This is a genomic window from Pararhizobium sp., assembly GCF_965279435.1.
Lineage (GTDB): Bacteria > Pseudomonadota > Alphaproteobacteria > Rhizobiales > Rhizobiaceae > Pararhizobium.
The window spans coordinates 3,592,234-3,612,953 of the sequence record NZ_CBDIHY010000003.1 but is presented as its reverse complement, the minus strand read 5'-3'; the positions used below and the strand labels follow the sequence as shown (position 1 = coordinate 3,612,953).

Annotated in this window: 22 protein-coding genes and 1 pseudogene; 9 read left to right on the top strand and 14 right to left on the bottom strand. The window is 58.0% G+C overall.

The window, feature by feature from the left end; all coding sequences use genetic code 11:
- Positions 1-6 precede the first annotated feature (6 nt).
- From ACQY8Q_RS23350 to ACQY8Q_RS23335, 4 genes are all read right to left on the bottom strand, one after another.
- On the bottom strand, positions 7-279 hold the full coding sequence (locus ACQY8Q_RS23350; RefSeq protein ID WP_428428805.1) for a hypothetical protein: 273 nt from the start codon (positions 277-279) through the stop codon (positions 7-9).
- A 334-nt stretch (positions 280-613) separates the two neighbouring features.
- Complete coding sequence (dapA, locus tag ACQY8Q_RS23345; RefSeq protein ID WP_428428804.1) at positions 614-1,540, bottom strand: 4-hydroxy-tetrahydrodipicolinate synthase; 927 nt, start codon at positions 1,538-1,540, stop codon at positions 614-616.
- Positions 1,533-2,039, bottom strand: coding sequence for a hypothetical protein (locus ACQY8Q_RS23340; protein ID WP_428428803.1), 507 nt, complete (start codon positions 2,037-2,039; stop codon positions 1,533-1,535). The genes dapA and ACQY8Q_RS23340 overlap by 8 nt, the downstream gene beginning before the upstream one ends.
- A 9-nt stretch (positions 2,040-2,048) precedes the next feature.
- A complete protein-coding gene (locus ACQY8Q_RS23335; RefSeq protein WP_428428802.1) occupies positions 2,049-2,234 on the bottom strand; it encodes a hypothetical protein in 186 nt (61 codons plus the stop codon).
- Positions 2,235-2,432: 198 nt separating this feature from the next.
- Between ACQY8Q_RS23335 and ACQY8Q_RS23330 the strand changes: the two genes are divergently transcribed.
- Positions 2,433-2,843: a nuclear transport factor 2 family protein gene (locus ACQY8Q_RS23330; RefSeq protein WP_428428801.1), complete on the top strand. Its 411-nt coding sequence runs from the start codon at positions 2,433-2,435 to the stop codon at positions 2,841-2,843.
- A 46-nt stretch (positions 2,844-2,889) separates the two neighbouring features.
- Here the strand turns inward: ACQY8Q_RS23330 and ACQY8Q_RS23325 are convergent, their stop codons facing one another.
- The 3 genes from ACQY8Q_RS23325 to ACQY8Q_RS23315 all read right to left on the bottom strand — a co-directional run bounded on the left by ACQY8Q_RS23325 (position 2,890) and on the right by ACQY8Q_RS23315 (position 5,551).
- Complete coding sequence (locus ACQY8Q_RS23325) at positions 2,890-3,480, bottom strand: carboxymuconolactone decarboxylase family protein (protein ID WP_428428800.1); 591 nt, start codon at positions 3,478-3,480, stop codon at positions 2,890-2,892.
- 110 nt (positions 3,481-3,590) lie between these two features.
- Positions 3,591-4,571, bottom strand: coding sequence for an HAD family hydrolase (locus tag ACQY8Q_RS23320; protein ID WP_428428799.1), 981 nt, complete (start codon positions 4,569-4,571; stop codon positions 3,591-3,593).
- A gap of 14 nt (positions 4,572-4,585) precedes the next feature.
- Positions 4,586-5,551: a formylglycine-generating enzyme family protein gene (locus ACQY8Q_RS23315; RefSeq protein WP_428428798.1), complete on the bottom strand. Its 966-nt coding sequence runs from the start codon at positions 5,549-5,551 to the stop codon at positions 4,586-4,588.
- A 310-nt stretch (positions 5,552-5,861) separates the two neighbouring features.
- Here ACQY8Q_RS23315 and ACQY8Q_RS23310 point away from each other — a divergent pair, with 310 nt between their 5' ends.
- The 6 genes from ACQY8Q_RS23310 (at position 5,862) to ACQY8Q_RS23285 (ending at position 10,256) form a co-directional block, all read left to right on the top strand.
- Positions 5,862-6,560, top strand: coding sequence for a L,D-transpeptidase (locus ACQY8Q_RS23310; RefSeq protein ID WP_428428797.1), 699 nt, complete (start codon positions 5,862-5,864; stop codon positions 6,558-6,560).
- Between the two features lie 166 nt (positions 6,561-6,726).
- Complete coding sequence (locus ACQY8Q_RS23305; RefSeq protein WP_428428795.1) at positions 6,727-7,779, top strand: hypothetical protein; 1,053 nt, start codon at positions 6,727-6,729, stop codon at positions 7,777-7,779.
- 184 nt (positions 7,780-7,963) lie between these two features.
- Positions 7,964-8,875: a DnaJ C-terminal domain-containing protein gene (locus ACQY8Q_RS23300; protein ID WP_428428793.1), complete on the top strand. Its 912-nt coding sequence runs from the start codon at positions 7,964-7,966 to the stop codon at positions 8,873-8,875.
- 1 nt (position 8,876) lies between these two features.
- The gene (locus tag ACQY8Q_RS23295) at positions 8,877-9,194 is read left to right on the top strand and encodes a chaperone modulator CbpM (RefSeq protein WP_428428792.1); all 318 of its coding nucleotides are present in this window, start codon (positions 8,877-8,879) and stop codon (positions 9,192-9,194) included.
- Positions 9,195-9,282: 88 nt separating this feature from the next.
- Positions 9,283-9,726 carry a VOC family protein gene (locus tag ACQY8Q_RS23290; protein ID WP_428428791.1) on the top strand — a complete coding sequence of 148 codons (444 nt, stop codon included), beginning with the start codon at positions 9,283-9,285 and terminating at the stop codon, positions 9,724-9,726.
- A gap of 173 nt (positions 9,727-9,899) precedes the next feature.
- Positions 9,900-10,256 (top strand): endonuclease domain-containing protein, encoded by a 357-nt coding sequence (locus tag ACQY8Q_RS23285; RefSeq protein WP_428428790.1) that lies wholly within the window; start codon positions 9,900-9,902, stop codon positions 10,254-10,256.
- Positions 10,257-10,917: 661 nt separating this feature from the next.
- Here the strand turns inward: ACQY8Q_RS23285 and ACQY8Q_RS23280 are convergent.
- The 6 genes from ACQY8Q_RS23280 to ACQY8Q_RS23255 form a co-directional block, all read right to left on the bottom strand.
- Entirely contained in the window at positions 10,918-11,547 is a 630-nt protein-coding gene (locus tag ACQY8Q_RS23280) for a hypothetical protein (protein WP_428428789.1), read from the bottom strand.
- Positions 11,548-11,570: 23 nt separating this feature from the next.
- Positions 11,571-12,212, bottom strand: coding sequence for a 7-cyano-7-deazaguanine synthase (locus ACQY8Q_RS23275; protein WP_428428788.1), 642 nt, complete (start codon positions 12,210-12,212; stop codon positions 11,571-11,573).
- Positions 12,209-13,546 (bottom strand): nucleoside 2-deoxyribosyltransferase, encoded by a 1,338-nt coding sequence (locus tag ACQY8Q_RS23270; RefSeq protein WP_428428787.1) that lies wholly within the window; start codon positions 13,544-13,546, stop codon positions 12,209-12,211. Before ACQY8Q_RS23270 ends, ACQY8Q_RS23275 begins: the two co-directional genes overlap by 4 nt.
- Positions 13,543-13,905, bottom strand: coding sequence for a hypothetical protein (locus ACQY8Q_RS23265; protein WP_428428785.1), 363 nt, complete (start codon positions 13,903-13,905; stop codon positions 13,543-13,545). Before ACQY8Q_RS23265 ends, ACQY8Q_RS23270 begins: the two co-directional genes overlap by 4 nt.
- 129 nt (positions 13,906-14,034) lie before the next feature.
- The gene (locus ACQY8Q_RS23260) at positions 14,035-14,967 is read right to left on the bottom strand and encodes a hypothetical protein (RefSeq protein WP_428428783.1); all 933 of its coding nucleotides are present in this window, start codon (positions 14,965-14,967) and stop codon (positions 14,035-14,037) included.
- A complete protein-coding gene (locus ACQY8Q_RS23255) occupies positions 14,967-17,180 on the bottom strand; it encodes an AAA family ATPase (RefSeq protein ID WP_428428782.1) in 2,214 nt (737 codons plus the stop codon). Before ACQY8Q_RS23255 ends, ACQY8Q_RS23260 begins: the two co-directional genes overlap by 1 nt.
- A 362-nt stretch (positions 17,181-17,542) precedes the next feature.
- Between ACQY8Q_RS23255 and istA the strand changes: the two genes are divergently transcribed.
- On the top strand, positions 17,543-19,063 hold the full coding sequence (istA, locus tag ACQY8Q_RS23250) for an IS21 family transposase (RefSeq protein WP_428423463.1): 1,521 nt from the start codon (positions 17,543-17,545) through the stop codon (positions 19,061-19,063).
- Positions 19,053-19,848: pseudogene (istB, locus tag ACQY8Q_RS23245) on the top strand (IS21-like element helper ATPase IstB). Before istA ends, istB begins: the two are co-directional and overlap by 11 nt.
- Before the next feature lie 98 nt (positions 19,849-19,946).
- Here istB and ACQY8Q_RS23240 read toward each other — a convergent pair.
- Positions 19,947-20,720, bottom strand: a complete 774-nt coding sequence (locus ACQY8Q_RS23240) for a metallophosphoesterase (RefSeq protein ID WP_428428781.1) — start codon at positions 20,718-20,720, stop codon at positions 19,947-19,949.

Here is a 20,720-nt window from a genome sequence, read left to right as displayed (position 1 = left end):
AAAGGTTCAGGCGTAACGCCGCAAAGGGACATTCCGTGCCGCTACGGCTGTTGATTTGCCGTCAAATTCGACGCATTTGCCGGCCGGTGCGCGGCACACCGCGCGCGCATCGTGATTGCTTTCTTCATCGGCAAAGTGCAGGGCCGCTGCTTCGCTGGCAAACAATCCGCCGACCCGGCCTAACCGGTCGTGCACGACCCACCAGCCGTGGTGATCGCAGCCGACGGTGAAACGCGGCGTTGCGGAATGTGTGTTCGTGCGGGGGTATCGACTGCCCATGATCCTTGTAGACCTTCGTGTTGTTAATGGTGGGTTGCTACTGGCGTCGTGCTGATTGTGCGCCTCAGCGCAGAAACCAGCCTGCCAGAATCTGAATAGTGCCGGCACAGGCAAAGACTGCAGCCAGACGGATAACGGCTCCGGACAGGCTGCTGCGAGACGGTGTCATCGGTGCCGATGTCTGCCTGTCTGATGAACCTTGCCGGGCGTATGATTGCATGACCTGTTCTTTCGGTTGGAATGTTTGCAATCCGTAACGCACTGATTGCCATGAGAAAATATGCGCTCTGCCATTGCCGTTCCATGCGGGGCCGGCGGCTTTGTTGTTAAAATTTCATAGGAATTGCCGGCGTACCGGAGCCGGTTTACACAGCACCGGCGCCAGTGCCATGCGGATCGCAGCAGTGGTTTCCGCGACGATCGGCGTCAGCGGCAACCGGACATCGTCGCTGATGCCCCGGAGCAGACTGAGCCCGTATTTGATCGCAGGGGGGCTCGGTTCGCGCTCCAGTGCCTGAAACAGCGGGCTCAGCCGCTCCTGCAAGCTTTGCGCCGATTGCTGGTTTCCGGTTGCAAGCGCCTGGTGCAGTGCGACGGTTAACCTCGGCACCAGATTGGCGCCAGCCGAGATGACACCACGTCCGCCCATGAGGGTGAAGGGCATGGCCGTCAGATCGTGCCCGGAATAGAGCGCGAACCGTTGGCGTAGGGCGGCAGGCATTGCCACAAGGCGTGCGACGTCTCCAGTTTCATCGGCAATTCCAACGACGGACCGCAGCGTTGCCAGCCGCTCCAGCGTACGGGCAGAAAGATCGATCGCCGTTCGCTGCGGTGCGACGCCGACGATGAGCGGCAGGTCAACCCGATTGGCGATCGCCTGATAGTGGCGGAACAGGCCCTCCTGAGCGGGCTTGCTGTAGTAAGGCATCACCACATAGGCCGCAGTGGCCCCCATGTTCTTCGCTTCCGCCGTCCGCGCCACCGTTGTTTCGGTGCAGTTTGTGCCGGTACCGGCAAAAACCGGGACACGGTTGCCAGAAACCGCGACGGCAAGCCGGATCAATCGTGTCCGTTCGTCATCGGTCAGAGCCCAGGGCTCGCCGGCCGGTCCCGCAACGAGCAGGCCCGATATGCCACTGTTGATCTGCCATTCGGCGAGTTCAGCGAAGGCGGATTCGTCCAGTTGATCGCCGTGGAAGGGGGTGATGAGGTCGCAGATAGCGCCGTGCGGCGTGGTGTTGATCCGGATGTGTTCACTCATTTCCAAATTCCTTTTGCACGGCTGCGTTTGTCCGTCTTCGGCGCACGAATGGTCTGGCTTTGCGGATGGCGCTGCTCAGAAGAGCAATCAGGACGGCGGCCGGTGGATCGCGATGTTCGGCGCGCATCAGCTTGCGCCGCCGCGGCTGAGAAAGGGCGTTGCGGACAGACAGAGTGGCGGCCCAATGATCTCCGTGCGGGTCAAGATCGCGAATCTCACGGGCCGGCTGGCAGGATTGCGCCAGAAGGCGGAGAGCGGCGGTAAACGCCTCCTTTTCCATCAGCCGGCGAAACTCTGGCAGCTGCTTAATGTCATCAGGCAGGCCGGCGATCTCCGGCAGAATGCGCACGGCTTCCCAGATATGGTGCTCGCGCAGAACGCGGGCGGCGCAGACCCGGGCAATCAGGCTGGAGAGTGCTGTTCCTGTTGCCATTTGGTCCGCTGGATGCGTGGTATTGATTGATGGCAACTGCTGTTGCGCTGACGGTGTCGTGCTCATGACGGGACTTCAGGCGAGGACGTAAATCAGGGCGATGCCGGCAAGCGAGAGAAAGATCGCTGCGGCATTCAGTCCCGCCGTGAGGCGGGCGCGGCGCTGCCTGCGCGACCGTATCGGAGTTTCGGGCCGGGAGCGGCCGCGCCGCTCGACCTTCGGCGTAGAGAAATGGGAAGGATGAACGTGGAGCATGGGCATCGTGGCAGTGACCTGTTTCGAATGCCTGGATGCTAGGGCCGTGCCGCATTTGAAATCCATTCCGGGACAACGGCCAAGAGATAAAGGTTTTATAGGAGAACAATTTTAGAGAATCAGCCCCGCTGCATCTGCAACCGCAGTACTTGCGGCTTTTCTTAAATATGGCACACTTCTTTCAATCAAAGGGGAGGGGTGCACATGACGGACAGGGAAACACTCGAAGGTATCGTCAACAAACTCTACGAGGCACGTGCGGTCAACAACATCGACGCGTTGATGTCCCATACCGGCCCGGGCTTCAGCTTCTGCCTCGTCGGCAGCGGCAAGCTGGCACCGATGGCGCAGCGTGTCTGCGAACCGGCAGCTGTCGATACCGCTATCCGTGGACTGGTCGGAGATTGGGATATGTCCCAGATCAAGACCACCCGCCTCTACGTCGACGGCGATACGGTTTTTGCCCATCGGGCAGGGCCGATCCGCTACAGGGGCGGCGAGGCAATCCACACGGAATACCTTGATCGTTTCACTTTCAAGGATGGCAAGATCATCGACCTGACCGAATTCGTCGATACATTGATGGTCGCCGAGACAGTCGGTTTGGTTCAATAGGCAAAAAGATCCTGAATGACCGGGTTCTCGGCGGAGGTGACCAAACTCAGGCCGCCCCATCGATCGGGCGGCCGATAACCAGCGCGGTCTTCAGGCGCGAATCCAGCTTTTCATAGGCGCTGTCGGCCTGCACGCCGAGCGCATCGAGCGTCTTGGAAAAAAAGCAGCGCACGGCGGCAGCGGTGACGATGTCGAAAATCTCCGCGTCGGAAAGCCCATGCAGCCTTAACTCATCGACATCAGCGGCCTTGATCAACGACGCATCGCGGACGACCTTGGCGGCAAAGTGCATGATGGTGCGCTCGGTCTCGTCGATTACAGCCGTGCCGGGATCATCGATCACCTGCTGGAGTGCTTCCGCGGTAAAGATATCGCGCAAAAGAACCGAGCCGTGGGCGAGCAGGCAATAGGAGCTTTTCATCTCCCTCGCTGCCGCCATCGTCACCAGCTCATAGCGCCGCAGGTCCATGTTTGCCTTGATGCTGGAAAGCAGGGCGCTCCAGTTTTTCATCACGTCCGGCCGGTGGCCGAACGCTTTCACCATATTCGGCACATAACCGTAGTTTGCTTCCGCCTCAGCGTACAATTTTGCAGTCTGCTCACTTGCGGCTGCATCGGGCGTTTCGATGAAGGGCATTGTGAGGCTCCTCTGCGGAAAGACAGCATGATAATGGCGCCGGCAATCCGCAGCAAGCCGCTGTGCTGCGGTTCACCTGTCTTGTCTTTTTGGGTCTCTTTCAGCGCCAGTCACGGTGTTTCGAACGCGTAGATTTTCTTCCAGTCGTTTTTCATGTCGACGAGCAACCATTTGCGCTCATCTGCCTCATCCATCGCCTTGTTGAGTTTTCCGAAGTGCGATTCCCGGTCGTAGGCGTATTCGCGCACCGCGTCGGTATGGTGGACGATCAGCCCGAACGTGTTCGGGCTACCGCCCGTGACCCAGCGCAGCATCTCGTAATCGCCGTCGGAATTTCCAGCGACGAAGATCGGCCGGCGGCCGATAAATTTGTTGATGCCGACGGGTTTGCCCGGACCGTCATCGATGAAGTCGATCTTCGGCAGGCGATTGAGCACGGGCTCGCCGTCTACAAGCGCATACTGGGTGGCGATGGTGCTGCCGATCACCTGTTCGGGCGGGATGCCATAGGCCTGTTCGGTGATCGGTCGCATGAATTCAACGCCACCGCCGGAGACGATATAGGTCTTGAAGCCGTTGGCCCTGAGGTAATCGAGCAATTCGCGCATCGGCAGGAAAGTCATCTCATTGTAGGGCTTGCCGGTTTTCGGGTGTTTGGCGGTTGCAAACCAGTCTGTGACGACCTTGGTGAACGCGTCGGTGGTCATGCCGGCGTGGGTGACCATTCCAAGCTCGACGATGCCTTTTTCACCGCTCGCCGCCATGCCTTTCAGGTCGCCGGCCAGGATGGATTTGAACGGTTCTGTTTCCTTCCATTCCGGGTAGTTTGGCGCTAGCGCCTTCACCCGGTCGAGCATGAAGCCGAGCTGGAAATAGAATGGCTGTTCCGACCAGAGCGTACCATCGTTGTCGAACACCGCGATCCGGTCTTCAGGCTTGACGAAATCGGCATTCTTCTCGTCGGTGACCGTGGTGACGAAATCGACGATCGCCTGTTTCGACGTGCCGTCGTTCCACGACGGCAGAGCATCCGCAAGCGCTGTAAAGGGCAACAGAAACACGACAAGGAATACACGAACAAAGCTCAACATGGATCTCTCCCGGATCAGTTTGCAGGTCTTTTGACGCAACGGAAACCGACATGGCTGGTGGAGGTATCCTCCGGCTCGGCATGGCGGGCGGCAGGGCGGTAGCGGCGGCAATAGTTCGGCGCGCAGAGATGCGAGCCGCCCTTCAGAACACGCCGGGGAATGCGGATATCCGGCACATTCGGATCGTAGCTCGCATCGACGGCCCCGCCACGCGGGTTTTGCGGAATGCAGCAGGATTTGGCAGCCGGTTCCGGATGTCGTGTCGACCAATAGTCGGTCGTCCACTCCCAGACATTGCCGATCATGTCATAGGCGCCGTAACCGTTTGGTGCGAAGGATTTGACCGGCGTCGTCCGGTCCTTGCCGGCAGGCTTGGTGCTGTGGGTTGGGAATGTTCCGGCCCAGGTGTTTGCCATGGCAATACCTCCTGGCGTCAACTCATCGCCCCAGGCGAACTCGACATCATCGAGGCCGCCGCGTGCAGCCAGTTCCCATTCGGCTTCCGTCGGAAGATCGAGGCCCGCCCAATCGGCATAGGCCCTTGCATCGCAGAGCGCCACATGCACGACGGGATGGTCGAGCTTGCCGCGCAGATCGCTCAGGCCACCATAGGGGCGGCGCCAGTTCGCACCGAACTTGAAAGCCCACCATTGGCTGATATCCGGTCCGTTGACCGATTTGGGTGGCGTAAAGACGAGCGAACCGGCTCTCAGCATCTCCGGCAGTGCACCGGGGTAATCCTTGGGGTCCGGCGCTTTTTCAGCGAAAGTCACATAGCCTGTGGCTTTCACGAATGCTGTGAACTGCCGGTTGGTCACCGGCGTCGCTTCAATCCAGAAACCGTCGACCTTCACGGGGTGACAAGGAGCCTCCTCGGGATAGTGTTTGTCGGATCCCATCGTGAAGGTGCGGCCGGGTATCCAGAGCATATCGTCCGCAGCCATTGAACCGTCCTGTTCGCTATCCATTGCCAAGGTCATGGCAGCCTCCGAATTTCGATAGGGGCACCATCGCAACCCCGATGGGCATCCGGAAGTACGTTACGGTAACAAAGCCCGCCTGGCAGCTGCGTCTTTCACGCAACGGCACATCACGATGTGGTGAGCAGGCGGGAAACTTGATGCTGGAACCGCAAGGCACCGTTGGAAAGGGCTGCGATTGGCTGCATAAGGGCTTTGATCCGATTCCTCCGCGATGAAGACATGTGGCGCAAGGCTTGACTGGTGAGCATGCGGCCGCTTCGTCCAGACGGACCGGATAATATTGCCGAATAGCGAATTGATGGGGCTCATGACCACCGATCACAGTTTTTCCCGCCGCGGTTTTCTCGGCGTTCTCGCGGCAGGCACGCTTGCCGGCTGTACCACAACGATGCCGGGTGGAGGTGCCGCTCCGACACCGGGCCGGCTGAGCCGCCCGATCGGCCCGCCATCGGATGCCGAGCTACAGGTGATGTACGGTCCCGTTGAGGATGGTGGGTACCTGATACCGGCCATTCCATACCAGCAGATCGATCCGCAATTTTATCGCCAGCGCGTTGTCGACCGCACCGGCGAGGCGCCCGACACCGTCGTCGTCGATACGCCGTCGCGCTTGCTTTATGTCGTCGAGCCCGGCGGCACAGCGATGCGCTATGGTGTCGGCATCGGTCGCGACGGTTTTGCCTGGCAGGGTGACGGCGTCATCCACTGGCGCCAGGCCTGGCCACGCTGGAAGCCACCGAACGAAATGGTGGCGCGCACGCCAAGCCTTGCCAAATACTCGATCGCCAATGGCGGCATGGAGCCGGGGCTGAAAAACCCGCTGGGCGCCCGCGCTCTCTACATTTTCCAGAATGGCGAAGACACGCTTTACCGGCTGCACGGCAATCCGGAATGGAAGTCGATCGGCAAGGCGGTCTCCTCCGGCTGCGTCCGGTTGATCAACCAGGACGTCATCGATCTCTACAAGCGCGTTCCCGCAAAGGCGAAGATTGTCGTCTTGCAGTAAGACTTTGAGAGGCAGGCGCAACAACGCCTGCCTCTCGCAAGCTGCGGGGCGGATATTAACCGGGTGCTAACCGAGATGGCCGATTCTTTGATGGTTATCCGGTCGATTGATCCGATTTGATACGCCCGACAAAACTTTGGCACGATTTCCAGCGATAGACGCTTTCATGAGTTCTTTGTTTGCCCTTCATCGCGCCTCGACGCGCATCCGCTCTGCCCGCACGGTTGTGTCGCGCGCATTGGCAGCGCTTGCTCTTGGCGTGGCACTGTCTGGCTGCATGGCGCTCGACGACCTCTCCGAGGCGCCGCCGAAACTGTCGAACAAGATGATCGCGGAAATGTCGAAGAAAGGCATGAAGCCGGAAAGCCCGGTTTTGGTGCGTATCTTCAAGAAGGAAAGCGAGCTCGAAGTCTGGAAGGTCAACAAGACCGGCGCCTACGCGCTGTTGAAGACCTACCCGATCTGCCGCTGGTCCGGGGAACTTGGCCCGAAGACCAAGGTCGGCGACCGCCACGCGCCGGAAGGTTTTTACCATGTCTCGGCCGGCATGCTGAACCCGAACTCGCAGTTCTACGTTTCCTTCAATCTCGGCTATCCCAACAAGCTGGAATCGGCGCTCGGCTATACCGGTGAGGCGCTGATGGTGCACGGCGCCTGCTCGTCGTCCGGCTGTTTTGCGATGACCGACCAGGGCGTCGGCGAGATCTACGCCACTGTCCAGAGGGCGCTGTCGAGCGGCCAGGAGAAATTTCAGGTCCAGGCCTATCCGTTCCGCATGACAGCGCAGAATATGGCGGACCATCGCGGCGATCCGAACATGCCGTTCTGGCGCACCATGAAAGAGGGCTATGACGCCTTCGACGTGACGCGCCGCCAGCCGAAGGTTTCGGTGTGCGAACGCCGCTATGTCTTCAACAAGGAATTCGAGGGCGGCGAGCCTGCCGATCCGCTGGCTGCGTGCCCGCCGGTTGTCAACCAGCTCGAGCCGCAGGCGATGGCCAGGATCGAGGCGGAAGACCGTAAGCTCGATACGGCGATCACCGGTTCCGTTCCTGCCAGCTCTACTCTCAGCGCCTATTCCGATGGTGGCATGCACCCGAGTTTTCGTGCGCTGTTGAAGGCGCAAGGCCCGAAAAAGCTGGCTGCCAGCATTTCTGGCACGCAATACCCGATCAGCCGCCCCGATGCTGCCCTGGCGGACCCTTTTGACGGGCGATAGGCTCATCGGGCCGTAATTTGGCGGGGCCGCTGTGCACCCGTGATCGCAGTGCTGGTTTCCTGCAGCCAAGCTTGCTACAGTCCGCTCTTCCACGCCCCTGTGCCATTCGGTGCATTCCACATGCTTGCTCTCGCACGCAGATGGCCTATCTTCACAGTCACGACAACGCTTCGGCGGGAGCCCCATGGCCAACGATCCCTACAAAACCCTCGGCGTGGCGAAAACCGCGACGCAAAAGGAAATCCAGAGCGCCTATCGCAAGCTTGCCAAAAAGCTGCACCCCGACCTTAATCCGGGCGATAAAAGTGCTGAGGATCGTTTCAAAACGGTCTCCGAGGCCTATTCGGTGCTGGGCGACGAGGACAAGCGGGCCCGCTTCGACAAGGGTGAGATCGACGGTGCGGGAACCGCACAGGCACCGCGAAACTATTACCGCGAATATGCCGGCGCTCCGGGCAATGATGCGCGCTACCAGAACAGCAGCGGCTTTTCCGATTTTACCGATACCGACGATATTTTCTCCAGCTTCTTTTCACGGCGGGACCGAAGCCAGATGCGCGCGAAGGGCAGGGATTTGCAGTTCTCCATGGAAGTGGATTTCCTCGATGCCGTCAACGGTTCGAAGGAAAAGATCACGTTGCCGGACGGAACCGTGCTCGACCTGCAGGTGCCGCCCGGCACCCAAGAAGGCCAGACGCTGCGGTTGCGCGGCAAAGGCGATCCCGGCTCCGGCGGCGGTCCGGCCGGCGATGCGCTGATTGAAATCCATGTCAGGCCGCACCCCATCTTCACGCGCGATGGCGACGATATCCGCATCGACATGCCGATCTCTCTGCGCGAGGCGATCCTGGGCGGCAAGGTCAACGTCCCGACTGTGACCGGCAGTGTCATGCTCACTTTGCCGCCGCATTCCAATACCGGCAAGACATTGCGGCTGAAAGGCAAGGGCGTTGCCAAGCGCGGCGGCGGCAATGGCGACCAGTACATTACCCTCAAGATTGTGTTGCCGGATGCTGCCGATCCGGACCTGACGGCCTTTGCCACCAACTGGGCGGCGGGCCAAGCCCACAATCCTCGAAAAGCCTGGGGAGATTGACATGGACCATTTGGAGTTTTGCGAGCGTCTCAGCATCGTTTCCTCCACGCTGACAATATGGATAGACCGTCAATGGATCATTCCGGAACTGACCGAGCAGGCCGAGGCTTTTCATGACGCCGACCTTGCGCGCGGGCTGCTGATCCTGGATCTCTCCCAAAGCATGGGCGTCAACCAAGACGGCATCGATGTCATCATGGCATTGGTCGATCAGGTCCACGGTCTGCGCGCCAAACTGCACACATTGACGGATGCACTCCGCGAACAGGACGCCGATGTCACCGCGCGCCTGATGAAACGGCTCGAGGGAATGCGATAACGCGGGTGAGGGCGCCTTTTAAATCTGCTGCGTGACGGCACGCCGGATTAATTTGCCTGGACACCAACAGGACGGAAGGATTTTTTCGATGCGGCACACCTATAGCCTCGACCATTTTGCCCTTCTGGTCCGTGACCTCGATCGCAGCGTCGCCTTCTACACCGATATTCTTGGTTTCACCCCGATCGAGCGAACCGGCAGTGCCAATGTCGCCTGGCTGACAATCGGCGGCCTCGATACGATCCACCTGATCGAGGGCGATTTTGGCGCGACGCACCTCACCAAGGACACGCATTTTGCACTGCGCATCAACGACCTCGATGCCTTCGTCGCCGATATTTCAGCCAAGGGTGTGACGTTTTACGACTGGCCGGGAAATTCCGGCCAGATCGGCATCCGCCGTGACGGGTTCCGGCAGGCCTATGTGCAGGACCCGGACGGGTACTGGATCGAGATCAACGATCATACGAGTGCTGTTGCGGGTGATTTTATCTCCCCCTCTGCGGGGGAGAAAGCAATTTCAACATCTTAGCTTTAGCTAAGTGTAAGAAATTGCCAGAGAGGGGGTACGCATGGGCGTACGAAACAAGCCCCTCACCTGAAAAATCTAGCACTTAGCTAAAGCTAAGACGCTGATTTTTCTTCCTCTCCCGCAAGGGGAGAGGTACCTTTGCAGCACCTTTCCACACCCTCCGGAAAACCTGCATGCATCGCGAGGTCCCCGATCCGCATCGTCATTTCGCCAGAACCATGCGCGCGGATGCGACGATGGCTGAGACCCTGCTGTGGCAGGCGGTTCGCAACCGGCAGCTCGACGGCTTCAAATTCAAACGGCAAGTCCCGCTCGACGGTTATATCCTGGATTTCGTCTGCTTCGAGGCGCGGCTGATTGTCGAAGTCGATGGGTTTCAGCATGCGGACAATATGCGCGACCTTGCGCGCGACGCATTCTTCTGCGGGCAAGGGTTTCGGATTCTGCGTTTCTGGAACGAGGAAGTTGTAGAAAACCTTGATGCTGTTTGCCTTGCGATATTGGCTGAACTGAAAAATACCGGCGAATGAGGGCGCCTTACCTCTCCCCTTGCGGGAGAGGATACAAAATCAACATCTTAGCCGCAGGCTAAGTGTTAGATTTTGTTGGTGAGGGGTTCGTTCCTTTTCCCGTACCTACCCCTCTCTTGCAATTTCTAACACCCAGCTAAAGCGTTGAAATTGCTTTCTCCCCCGCCGAGGGGGAGATAAGGTTATGGGCTTTGGCTCGCTTTCCGTATCTCTTGTCAAAAAAATGGCCCGAGAATATCCCGGGTGTTACGCGCACACTGGTCTTGCCCGAACATCTAGTCATTGTCATTGATTTCATTGATGCATTTTCCCCTTCGCGCGCGACCAAACGCACATTGCGCACTCAACGACTTCCCACGGTAAATCAAGCCGCATTTAGCAGGACCTTTGATGGCGCTCGAAAGTTGTGCTCGTCATCGCAGCTTCTGGTTGAGTGCGGCCACTGGCGGGACATTCGCGACATGCAAGCGTGGCGTGGATGACGGCGAGCGCACCGCTTCCGGCCTCCCGAAGCGCGTTGCTTTCACTACGGCCGATTGCATGGCTTCGCCCCTAAAGCGCGTTGCCATCGACGTATCGTGCGCGATAGTTTCCACGTGGCCGATCCCGAGGCTATTCTGGATCATGTTAACCTGACTGGTGCTTTCGTTAGCCAGGGGATTTAGAAAGCGAAGGTCATCTGCGGCGCAGTCAATGACGACTCGCGCAGCCATACCCATGCGTCGAATTCTCGTCTTGAGACAGACAAGAGATCGGCGGCGTAGCAGAAGACGTTTTTCAGGAAATCGTAGTCATCTTCCATGACACCGACCCGCTTTGCGAAAGTGCGGACATGACGGTCGACAGCGACAGAGTCCATCCCCACGAGGCACCCCATGTAGTCGACGGTCTTGGGGCCAACGCCCCTGACGCCTCGAAGAGCTGTCGCGAACCCGCCGTCCTGAAGGCGCTCCTTCAGGTCATCCACGTGCTCAACGGAGGCATCGCCGAGAAATAGAACGAGGGCATCGAAACGACCAACCTTCTCCTGATGGGTCCAGTTGAGAAATGCAGAGGTCTTACCACGCCCAACGAGTTCAAGCAGATCGGACGTGCGGCTAAGTCCAGGATATTCTGTGAGGATCGCCAGGATGCGCGGTCGAACGACGGAGTTGTAGTTCAACCCGGCTTGCAGAACCGAGTCAGCAAGCAGCGCACCCATGTGGTCGTAGAGAGGCCGGATTTCGAACCGATGGAGGTCGGCTCCCATTTCCTTCGCGTAGTCGGCGACTCGCCGAGCCGCGACGAGCATTTGAACTGCCGACGATTGCATAACTAACCGACCTTTGCTTTGGGATTGGCGAGACCGGGGTCCTCTAACGCACGAAGGCGCTCAACACAATTGGGACAGGCGCCACACGGGAAATCACTTGCTGCCTGACACGAGTAGGTCCGTCCTATTGGCACGCCCAGGCGGATTGCAGCCTGCGCTACTTCCGTCTTTGAGGAGTACCGAAACGGCGAATGGAAACGGACCGGGCCGACGTTCTCGACGAGGCCATCCAGCTTGTTCATGAATTCGGCAGTGCAGTCGATTTCCTTGGCGTGGTTGCTGTTGATGAAGCCCGTGTACACTTCAAGGATTCCAAGCGTTTGGGCACGGGCCGCGGCGGCCGCAAAGAACAGCATAGTCCGGTAGGGTACATAAAGGTCATCGTCCGCGACTTCCTCGGTCCACAAATCCGCTTCCTTGATCAGACGGGATGACGACCCACGGAAAAGATCGGAAACGTCGCAGCGTTCTGGCCTGCGCATCGCCGCGGGCAGAACTTCGTTCGCCCGGTTCCACTCCATCTCGACGCAATGCTGTCCGTAGTCGAAGAAAATGGGGAAAACGTCCGCTCCCTCGGCGACGAGCGAATATGCAACTGTCGTCGAGTCCAGGCCACCTGACGCAAGTAGAATGACCTTTCTCATGACTTCCTCTTCCGCAGATCTGACAGCGTCATGAACAAAGCGTTCAAACTCGTGTCGAGATCATCTGAGTAGCTAGTGCTTCCCCCGATAACCATCGTATTTTCGTTCTGTCGACGGGGGTCGAATGTTACGACAGCCTTCTCCACGGCCATCGCCATTCCCATTTCGATCAGCGTGCCGGGGTCGCGTTCCAGCGGGATCGCGAACACGACTTGGCATTCCTCAAGCAACGCTACATCAGCCGCATAGGTCCTAAAGAGGACGGCCTCCGAGCTTCCCAGCGGCAGCTCGCCGTTCTCGACGACCGGGCGGCGGACGGAGAAGTTGTGGTAGCTGAGGGCCGCGACCGCGCGCTCGATCTCAGGCTTGTGAAGGTAGGAGAAGTCGGGAGCTGCGAGATAGATCTGGAACCGCGGGCGATCATGCCACGGCAGGATTGTTCCGCCGAGATCGCGCAGCTCCTTGAGCGAAAGTGCAAGTTCTCGCTTCGTGTCCCGCCGGAAATCGTCAGGGAAGGTGGTCTGCGAGTAGACCGTGGCGGCTTTCGCACCGCGCCACGCTGCCTCTACCCATCCACGGGCATGAAAGCCGATCATGATTGCGGAATAGACATCGCCGACACCGACGGAGTTGACCGTGTTGGACAGCGTGGCTGGAATTTCTTCGACCGCATGGGTGCGCAAATCGAATAGACGACTTCCTCCGCGGTTCTCCTTGAGCAGGAATACTTCGGCGCCGAGTTTCCTTGCGCTGTCGAGCATGGGTTCCACCGACAGACTGCCCGATCGCGCAAAGAGCGGCGACGACGTCGAGATGATCATTGCACCCAGGCGTCCTGAGAATTCATTCAAGATAGAGAAATCGTCCGCGTCATAGGCAATGTCAAAGCTGATGCGGGCTGCATTACCGAAGAAAGGACGAACTGCGGAAAGATCATAACTGCCGGGAAAGACGATAATTTCCGCGTAGGCTGACAGTGAAGCGCCTACGTCGAGGATCGTGACAGATTTCTCAGTCCTTAGGAGGTCCTCGTATCCTTGATCGGAGACTTCGGTAGCGTCGCCAATGACCATGACATTCGGCGCGCCTGAAACCTCTCCCAGCCAGACGAAGTCATTACATCCGTGCGCCGCTAGATATGCTCGGGCTTGGCTGACGAGATAACTCGGACATATCGCCGCTACCGAATACGGTAGGTCGCAGGCCCAGAGCCCGCGCGCGGCATGCACGATTCCTCCCAGGCGAAGTTTGCATGCGACATCCTTCCGAGCGCTCGTAAAGTCGACGACGATCTCGCCGACCACCAGGAGCGGGCGATCGTCAGCCGCGGTCATTGGGGCGTGAAGTCGGCTGCGACGAACGAGAACGGCTTCAAGCCGGAGTCCGTCACGATGCCGGCATAGGTGATTCCGTCCTTGAGACAGCTAGCCAGATAATTGAACCTGGTAGGCAAGGCTCCGACTTTCGTGCCATTCTCTGTCACAGCAAAGATCCGGCCTTCGAACACGATCGAGAGCACTGTGTCAGCGGCAGGGACGGTGTCGTTGGTAACGAAGAAATCGCATTGCTCCACTTCCTCCAACTTTGCCGCAAAAGCCGTTCGGCAAGGATCCTTGCCACTGGAGCCGCCTGTGCCATCCGGTTTCTTCGATCCACTATAATCTGTAAAACTGCCCGAACCGGAGCTTCCCACTTAACTGTTCCCCCCAGATGTTCACAAAGCTGTCTGCAACCTGAAGTGATTCGAGCGGACAGCGCAATCTCAACGAACAGTGTTTCCTCAATTACAGTGCCGCAATTTGTTTGAGGTGAGCCAATCGCTTCATGAAACTGCGGGCTGGTCGGCTGACTCGTTGGCCGCAGCGCCCTGCATGCCTGTCACCCGAGCCGATAGTCGATTCGCAAAGTCCTCGACGAATACGCGGGCCATCGCCGAAAACGGCTTGTCGGGCTCGCAGTAGCGCTTCAATGCATCGACGCCCCTGAGTGCGTTTCGAACAGCGAACTGCGATCCGCCATTGGCGGCATCTTCCGCGAGGTCGTTCTCGATTTCGACCGCCCTCAGGCGCAGCTCGCGAAGTAATCCTGTCCGCAACTGGACGAGTTTTGTACGGTTCAGTGCGAAAACATTGATCGTCGCGAGAGCGCGTTTCGCAAAAGCAGGATCCGCCGTTGTGGGAAGCGCGATCGAAAACGTCGTACTGGCCGACCACGTCAAGTACTGGCCGGGATCGTCGACTGTCGGGTCGAGAATATCGTGATCTTCGTCAGGCAGGCTGTCGGTAGGTGCAAAAGCTCTGACGCCTGAGATGGGAAAATGATTGCCTTTTCCAGCGGTCTTTCGCGGCTTCTTTCCCTGTAATGCTGCATACTCGGCTTCGGTCGTGATTACGCTGACGAGATGCTGGCAGCGGCGCTGGTTGCACCCTGCACACGACGGCAGCAAATTCTCCCATTGCAGCGCAAGCCACCAATAGCCACGGTGTGTGGGTTCGCCATCGACCCGTCCTTTCGGCCGGAAGTGTTCGACTTCCATACCGTCGCCAAGCTGGTGTTCGCAGTAGGCGCACTTGTTGTGAAAGAGTTTGTCGAGCGAAAACTTCACATCGAATTCTTTGTATTTCGAGAATTCATAGGATGCCGATGTGGTGGCAGCGTAGTGCGCCACGGCCTCACTCCGCTCCGTGGAAACGGCTGCTGAAGGATTGGTTAGAGATGCCGGCGCAGCAACTGCATTACGGTTGACGCGCCGCATCAGGGAATTTTCCTGAGCGCTGCGACGACTTCCTCGACGGCCTTGGCTCGGAGGTCGGTTCGAGATCTGCCATCCGGACTCTCTCGCTCGGCGAGATAGCGTTCGAGCGCTGCCTGCATGATTTGCTCAGAAGGCGTATCACCCAATGACAGGCGCTTCAGCATTGCCTTCGTCTGCTCTGAGACCTGGACGCTAAACTCGCCTGTCGGACGTCGACGAGCATAATCGTTGGCTTCCTTCAGAAGTCGGAGTTCCAGGCCCGGATCTGCCGTGCTTGCGAGACCGAAATAATCTGAAGTTAGCAATTGCTCGGCTGTCATGCCGCGAATGCTCGGAAGGTCTCGAAGTTGTCTGACCTCACGGCCTCTATTGCGCTGCAGCACTACAACTTCTCCATCGTCCATGCCTCGCAGACATAGAGGGTCATGGGTCGTAGCGATGAACTGGACCTTCGGCAGCACGCGTCGCAGCGAGGTCATCACCTGCATTTTCCAGCGCGGATGCAGGTGCGTTTCGATCTCATCGATCAGCACCACTCCCTGCGCTTCCTCGAGGTTGTTGAAGTACTGTGAAAATTCCCGAAGCATATCGACTGTCATCGTGAAGACGGACCGATAGCCTTCGCTTAGAGCCTCGATAGAGGTCGAACGCCCATTCGCGTTGACCTTTATCGTCTGGCCCTCCCTGAGAAGCTCGTCGTCATCGTCCATCGCAAGAACGACGCGCAGTGCCGCAGCGATCTTTTCAAACTCGGCATGATTTCTGGAATTGAGCCACTCGTCAGGATATGGGATCGTGGCCAAGGGATCGAAGAGTGTTTTCACGCGGGCTGCGGCGCCGCCTCGGTAGTCGCGTTTTTTGGGATCAAAGTATCTTCTTGGACCGTAACCAAGAACGATGGTCGCTTGATCCTGCCCACCGACAAAATTCGTGCTTGGGTCGAATGTGAAACCTGAGGTTTGGCGTGTGTGGTGGAAACTAACATGAACGCCCATAGGTTTCTGGTCGAGCTGGTCGAGGCGATCGCGTTCCTCACTCCTAACGGCTGCTGGGAAGAACTTTGCGAGCTTTCGGCTCTCCTTCCTCCCGATCAATGCGAGTGCGATCGCTGAAAGAATGCTCGATTTTCCGGTAGAGTTTTCTCCGAGTATCATCAGACAGGGTGCGCCAGCGCGGTACGCTCGGCTTGCAGGAAGCGTCAGTCTCAGCGCGTCGATTACTTTGAAGTCCAGCACCGTGATTTGACGGATTTCCTGGTTTGATGCGAAGAACAGTTTCGGTCTGGCAAGCGAACTGTCGTCGTACGACGAGGCATGCCATTCAATCGCTCGCGGAGTCGTTGCCTGGTCGCTATCGGATAGTGATCGCAATCCATCCAGAAGGCGCTCCCTGTCAATTGCGCTTAGTCTTCGGATATATGATTGCAGCTTGTACGGAAAATGAGAGAGCTTTGAGCGAATCAGTGTCGGCGGCAGAGCAAGCCTTTCGCCGGCCAGGCGCCTCCAAATCTGTCCCAATGCGCCCGCGTGGGGCGATCCTAGTTTTAGATGCGCAAACTCAACGTCAAGTGATGACGAGGCAAACTCCAATTCATCGAACATCGTATTGACGGCTTTTCGGCGACTTTGGACGAGTTGATCTCGATTGAGGTCGAATATGTCGATGGTCGCGCTGCCCTGAGCAGTGACCGGCTCGACAAGTCCGGTACAACGGAACAGCAAATGCTTGCTGGGATCGTCCTGACAGGGGTCCAGCAAGAGACGTCGCTCTCTTCGATTGATAGAATCATAAGTGGACAGAAAGTCGGCGCGCTTGCCCTTCACAGGGAACCTATTGCCTTTCGCCTTGTCACAATAGGCGCACACGGCATGCAGGTTCGGCCACTCGAAAGCGAGCCAAAGGTAATAATCCTTGTCGACTTCGAAACTGTCTCGCACGAACCGAAGGGGTCTGAAGTGTGCTACCCGAAGAATGCTTTCGTCGTCTTGGAATTTCCCAACCGCTCTCTCGCAAAACGCACAAGTCCCCTCGAAGGCCTCATGTAACTCCAGTCTAAGTGAAGGATCGAAGAAAAGAGAGTCATTGAGGTTGTCGCGCCGCGACCGCTTCTCAACGGGATCGCGCCGAAGATATTCAAGTAGGCGCTGCTTTTCGGCGAGCACGACCTCAGACGAGAGAAAAGCGGGCGGCCCTCGTCTGTATATACGTCTCATCCGGTTCGCCTCCTCGTATTCTACTCAACCTAACGTATATTGATGCGGTTACTGCCTAGCAAGGTCAGCGCAGTCGCTGAGGAAATTCTTCTCGCTGCTATCATTGAGGGTCTCTCTCAGCTAGATGAGCCGATCTTCAAGAACTGCGTGAACGAATCTCGGAATAAGACTTCGGCCTGATTGGCAGGAACCTTGCCTTCGAACTGGCGCCCGTCCAATTCGAAGGGGCGAAGCCCATTCTTAGGCACATTGTTGGTTTCCACTCAGAACTGAGCCGGTTAGACGCATAATTTCCATTGAGAATTGAGCCATGTGACCTTCCCCCCAACGCGGTGAGCGACGGGGGCAACGGAGTGATCCACATGGGACTTTTAAACATCATCCGTCGGATGAAGCTGCGCGAGAAGCAGTCGATCCGCGAGATCAGTCGGCATACCGGTTTGTCGCGCAATACGATTGCGAAGTATTTGAACGCTGGCACGATCGAGCCGACGTTCACGGTACCGGAGCGACCGAGCAAGCTTGATCCTTTTGCCGACAAACTGGCGGCCTGGCTGAAGACCGAGGCCGGGAGGTCGCGCAAGCAGCGCCGAACGCTGAAGCAGCTTCATGCCGATCTGGTGGTTCTCGGCTTTACCGGCTCCTATGGTCGGGTCGCTGCCTTTGCCCGTGAGTGGCGGGTTGAGCAGCAGACGACTGGCCGCGGCATATTCGTTCCGCTGTCTTTCCGTGCAGGCGAAGCATTCCAATTCGATTGGAGTGAAGATTATGCCGTGATCGGCGGCGAGCGCACCAAGCTTCAGGTCGCACACATCAAGCTATCGCACAGTCGGGCGTTTCTGGTCAGAGCCTACCTGCTGCAGACGCACGAGATGCTGTTCGATGCTCACTGGCACGGGTTCCGTGTGTTTGGCGGCGTACCTGGTCGCGGCATCTACGACAACATGAAGACCGCGGTCGATCGTGTTGGCCGCGGCAAGGAGCGACAGGTCAACGTCCGCTTCCAGGCGATGACGAACCACTACGTTTTTGCGCCCGAGTTCTGCAATCCTGCCGCAGGCTGGGAGAAGGGGCAGGTCGAGAAGAACGTTCAGGATGCCCGACCACGTTTGTGGCAACAGATGCCGGACTTTCCAGATCTGGCGGCGTTGAATATCTGGCTGGAACAGCATTGCCAGGACCTGTGGCGAGAGACGGCGCATGGCACCTTGTCCGGTACGATTGCAGATGTCTGGGCTGATGAGCGGGCAGCATTGATGGCATTGCCTAACGCATTTGACGGCTTCGTCGAGCAGAGCAAGCGCGTCTCGCCGACATGCCTGATCACCTTCGAGCGCAATCGTTACAGCGTGCCTGCGTCTTTTGCGAACCGGCCCGTCAGCCTGAGGATTTATCCCGAGCGACTGGTCGTTGCGGCCGAGGGCAATATCCTCTGCGAACATCCGCGGATCATAGAACGCAGCCACGACAAACCACCACGGACGATTTATGACTGGCGGCATTACCTTGCCGTCATCCAGCGCAAGCCCGGTGCTTTGCGCAATGGCGCACCCTTCCTGGAATTGCCGCCGGGCTTTCGACAACTGCAGGATCAGATGCTTCGCCGCCCCGGTGGTGATCGGGAGATGGCCGACATCCTCGCTCTGGTTCTTCATCACGACGAACAGGTTGTCGTCAGGGCTGTGGAACTGGCTCTGGATCAAGGCGTGGCGACCAAGACGCATGTGCTGAACCTGCTGCATCGGTTGATCGACGGCAAGACGACAGACGGTCCCGATATCGACACGCCACAGGCGCTAACCTTGCTGCGTGAACCCAAGGCCAATGTAGAACGCTATGACGGTCTGCGGGTCCGGATCGTAGGAGGTCGTCATGCGTCATGATCCTGCCAGCGCCGCCGTCGTCATCATGCTGCGTAGCCTGAAGATGTATGGCATGTCTCAAGCCGTCACGGACCTGATCGAGCAAGGCGCTCCAGCGTTTGATGCCGCCGTGCCGATCCTGTCCCAATTGCTGAAAGCCGAAATGGCCGAACGCGAGGTCCGCTCCATCGCCTATCATATGAAGGCTGCTCGCTTCCCGGCCTACAAGGACATCTCCGGATACGACTTCGCCGCCAGCGAGATCAACGAAGCGACGGTGCGCCAACTAAACCGATGCGAGTTCATCGACGGAGCGCAGAATATCGTGCTTGTCGGCGGACCGGGTACAGGCAAAACGCATGTCGCGACCGCCCTCGGTGTCCAGGCAATCGAGCATCATCGCCGAAAGGTCCGCTTCTTCTCAACAATTGAATTGGTCAATGCGCTCGAGCAGGAGAAGGCCAAAGGCAGAGCAGGCCAGATCGCTGAGACGCTGGTTCGCCTCGATCTGCTGATCCTCGACGAACTCGGATATCTTCCGTTCAGTGCCTCAGGCGGAGCACTGCTCTTCCACCTGCTGAGCAAAGCTATATGAACGCACCAGCGTCATCATCACCACCAACCTCAGCTTCAGCGAATGGGCCACCGTCTTTGGCGATGCCAAGATGACCACAGCTCTGCTCGACCGTTTGACCCATCGTTGCCATATCCTTGAAACCGGGAACGACAGCTTCCGCTTCAAAGCCAGCTCGGCCGCAGCAGCGCAAAAGAGAGGAGAAAAAGCCAGTCACTTGACCAGAGCCTGATCAAAAAACCATACTTAGAGGTGGCTCACTTCTCGGTGGAAAAACCGGCTCAGTTCCGCGTGAAAACCAACACACTGGAGCCGACGGGATGTGGATCGTCACTCGAAAACTGGCAATCCTTCGACCGTGATGCCCTTTTCGCTTCTGATTGCGCGGATGGAATGGACTTCGCCAGTAGACTCGACACATACCGCCGAGAGAGCTCCCAGCGCGTAATTTCCGTCGTTGATCGCAATCCTGTTGGGATGATGCTCAACACCAGTGCGGTCACCAAACGGCTGTCCGTGGATGACCTTCTTGCCGAAGGATTCGCGATGGTCCAGAAACTCTCGCTGCGGCCTTAGGAGCCATTCATAGTCCTGATCGATCAGATGGACACCTGGCTTCAGTGATGCGTGGACGATGACGTGATGATCCAATTCGACGTAATGCTTTGCCTTGCGGAAAAACTCGATGTGGCGGGGATCGACCACTTCCTCGATTGCATCGACGAGACCCGCACGCTGGGTGGTTCCGTATGACATCAGCGTCTCCTCGCCGCCCATGGTGGTGAACCACGGAACCACCATGGATCGCCGCTTCTTCCAGTCCTTCTCATCAAGGATTCGCAGAACTTGTGCTTCGTGTAGTCCCAGGATGAGAGCGGAACCCGGATGCTGACGCGTGGTTGCGAGGGCGAGATCAACCACCTTACTGGACGCAGGGCCTAGATCAATGAGGTTGCCAAGGAACACTACCCGATACTGAAACCGCTCCCTCCGTGCCCTGCGTTCGATTGCGAAGAGCAGCTCTCGCAAAAGGTCGGCACGTCCGTGAACGTAGCCTATGGCGTAGGTGTATGGGGACTCGGCGACTGACGATGCACGGTTCAT

Excerpts from the sequence above, each read along its gene's own strand:
- ACQY8Q_RS23350 (WP_428428805.1), bottom strand. The coding sequence starts at position 279 with ATGGGCAGTCGATACCCCCGCACGAACACACATTCCGCAACGCCGCGT.
- dapA (WP_428428804.1), bottom strand. The coding sequence starts at position 1,540 with ATGAGTGAACACATCCGGATCAACACCACGCCGCACGGCGCTATCTGC.
- ACQY8Q_RS23340 (WP_428428803.1), bottom strand. The coding sequence starts at position 2,039 with ATGAGCACGACACCGTCAGCGCAACAGCAGTTGCCATCAATCAATACC.
- ACQY8Q_RS23335 (WP_428428802.1), bottom strand. The coding sequence starts at position 2,234 with ATGCCCATGCTCCACGTTCATCCTTCCCATTTCTCTACGCCGAAGGTC.
- ACQY8Q_RS23330 (WP_428428801.1), top strand. The coding sequence starts at position 2,433 with ATGACGGACAGGGAAACACTCGAAGGTATCGTCAACAAACTCTACGAG.
- ACQY8Q_RS23325 (WP_428428800.1), bottom strand. The coding sequence starts at position 3,480 with ATGCCCTTCATCGAAACGCCCGATGCAGCCGCAAGTGAGCAGACTGCA.
- ACQY8Q_RS23320 (WP_428428799.1), bottom strand. The coding sequence starts at position 4,571 with ATGTTGAGCTTTGTTCGTGTATTCCTTGTCGTGTTTCTGTTGCCCTTT.
- ACQY8Q_RS23315 (WP_428428798.1), bottom strand. The coding sequence starts at position 5,551 with ATGACCTTGGCAATGGATAGCGAACAGGACGGTTCAATGGCTGCGGAC.
- ACQY8Q_RS23310 (WP_428428797.1), top strand. The coding sequence starts at position 5,862 with ATGACCACCGATCACAGTTTTTCCCGCCGCGGTTTTCTCGGCGTTCTC.
- ACQY8Q_RS23305 (WP_428428795.1), top strand. The coding sequence starts at position 6,727 with ATGAGTTCTTTGTTTGCCCTTCATCGCGCCTCGACGCGCATCCGCTCT.
- ACQY8Q_RS23300 (WP_428428793.1), top strand. The coding sequence starts at position 7,964 with ATGGCCAACGATCCCTACAAAACCCTCGGCGTGGCGAAAACCGCGACG.
- ACQY8Q_RS23295 (WP_428428792.1), top strand. The coding sequence starts at position 8,877 with ATGGACCATTTGGAGTTTTGCGAGCGTCTCAGCATCGTTTCCTCCACG.
- ACQY8Q_RS23290 (WP_428428791.1), top strand. The coding sequence starts at position 9,283 with ATGCGGCACACCTATAGCCTCGACCATTTTGCCCTTCTGGTCCGTGAC.
- ACQY8Q_RS23285 (WP_428428790.1), top strand. The coding sequence starts at position 9,900 with ATGCATCGCGAGGTCCCCGATCCGCATCGTCATTTCGCCAGAACCATG.
- ACQY8Q_RS23280 (WP_428428789.1), bottom strand. The coding sequence starts at position 11,547 with ATGCTCGTCGCGGCTCGGCGAGTCGCCGACTACGCGAAGGAAATGGGA.
- ACQY8Q_RS23275 (WP_428428788.1), bottom strand. The coding sequence starts at position 12,212 with ATGAGAAAGGTCATTCTACTTGCGTCAGGTGGCCTGGACTCGACGACA.
- ACQY8Q_RS23270 (WP_428428787.1), bottom strand. The coding sequence starts at position 13,546 with ATGACCGCGGCTGACGATCGCCCGCTCCTGGTGGTCGGCGAGATCGTC.
- ACQY8Q_RS23260 (WP_428428783.1), bottom strand. The coding sequence starts at position 14,967 with ATGCGGCGCGTCAACCGTAATGCAGTTGCTGCGCCGGCATCTCTAACC.
- ACQY8Q_RS23255 (WP_428428782.1), bottom strand. The coding sequence starts at position 17,180 with ATGAGACGTATATACAGACGAGGGCCGCCCGCTTTTCTCTCGTCTGAG.
- istA (WP_428423463.1), top strand. The coding sequence starts at position 17,543 with ATGGGACTTTTAAACATCATCCGTCGGATGAAGCTGCGCGAGAAGCAG.
- ACQY8Q_RS23240 (WP_428428781.1), bottom strand. The coding sequence starts at position 20,720 with ATGAACCGTGCATCGTCAGTCGCCGAGTCCCCATACACCTACGCCATA.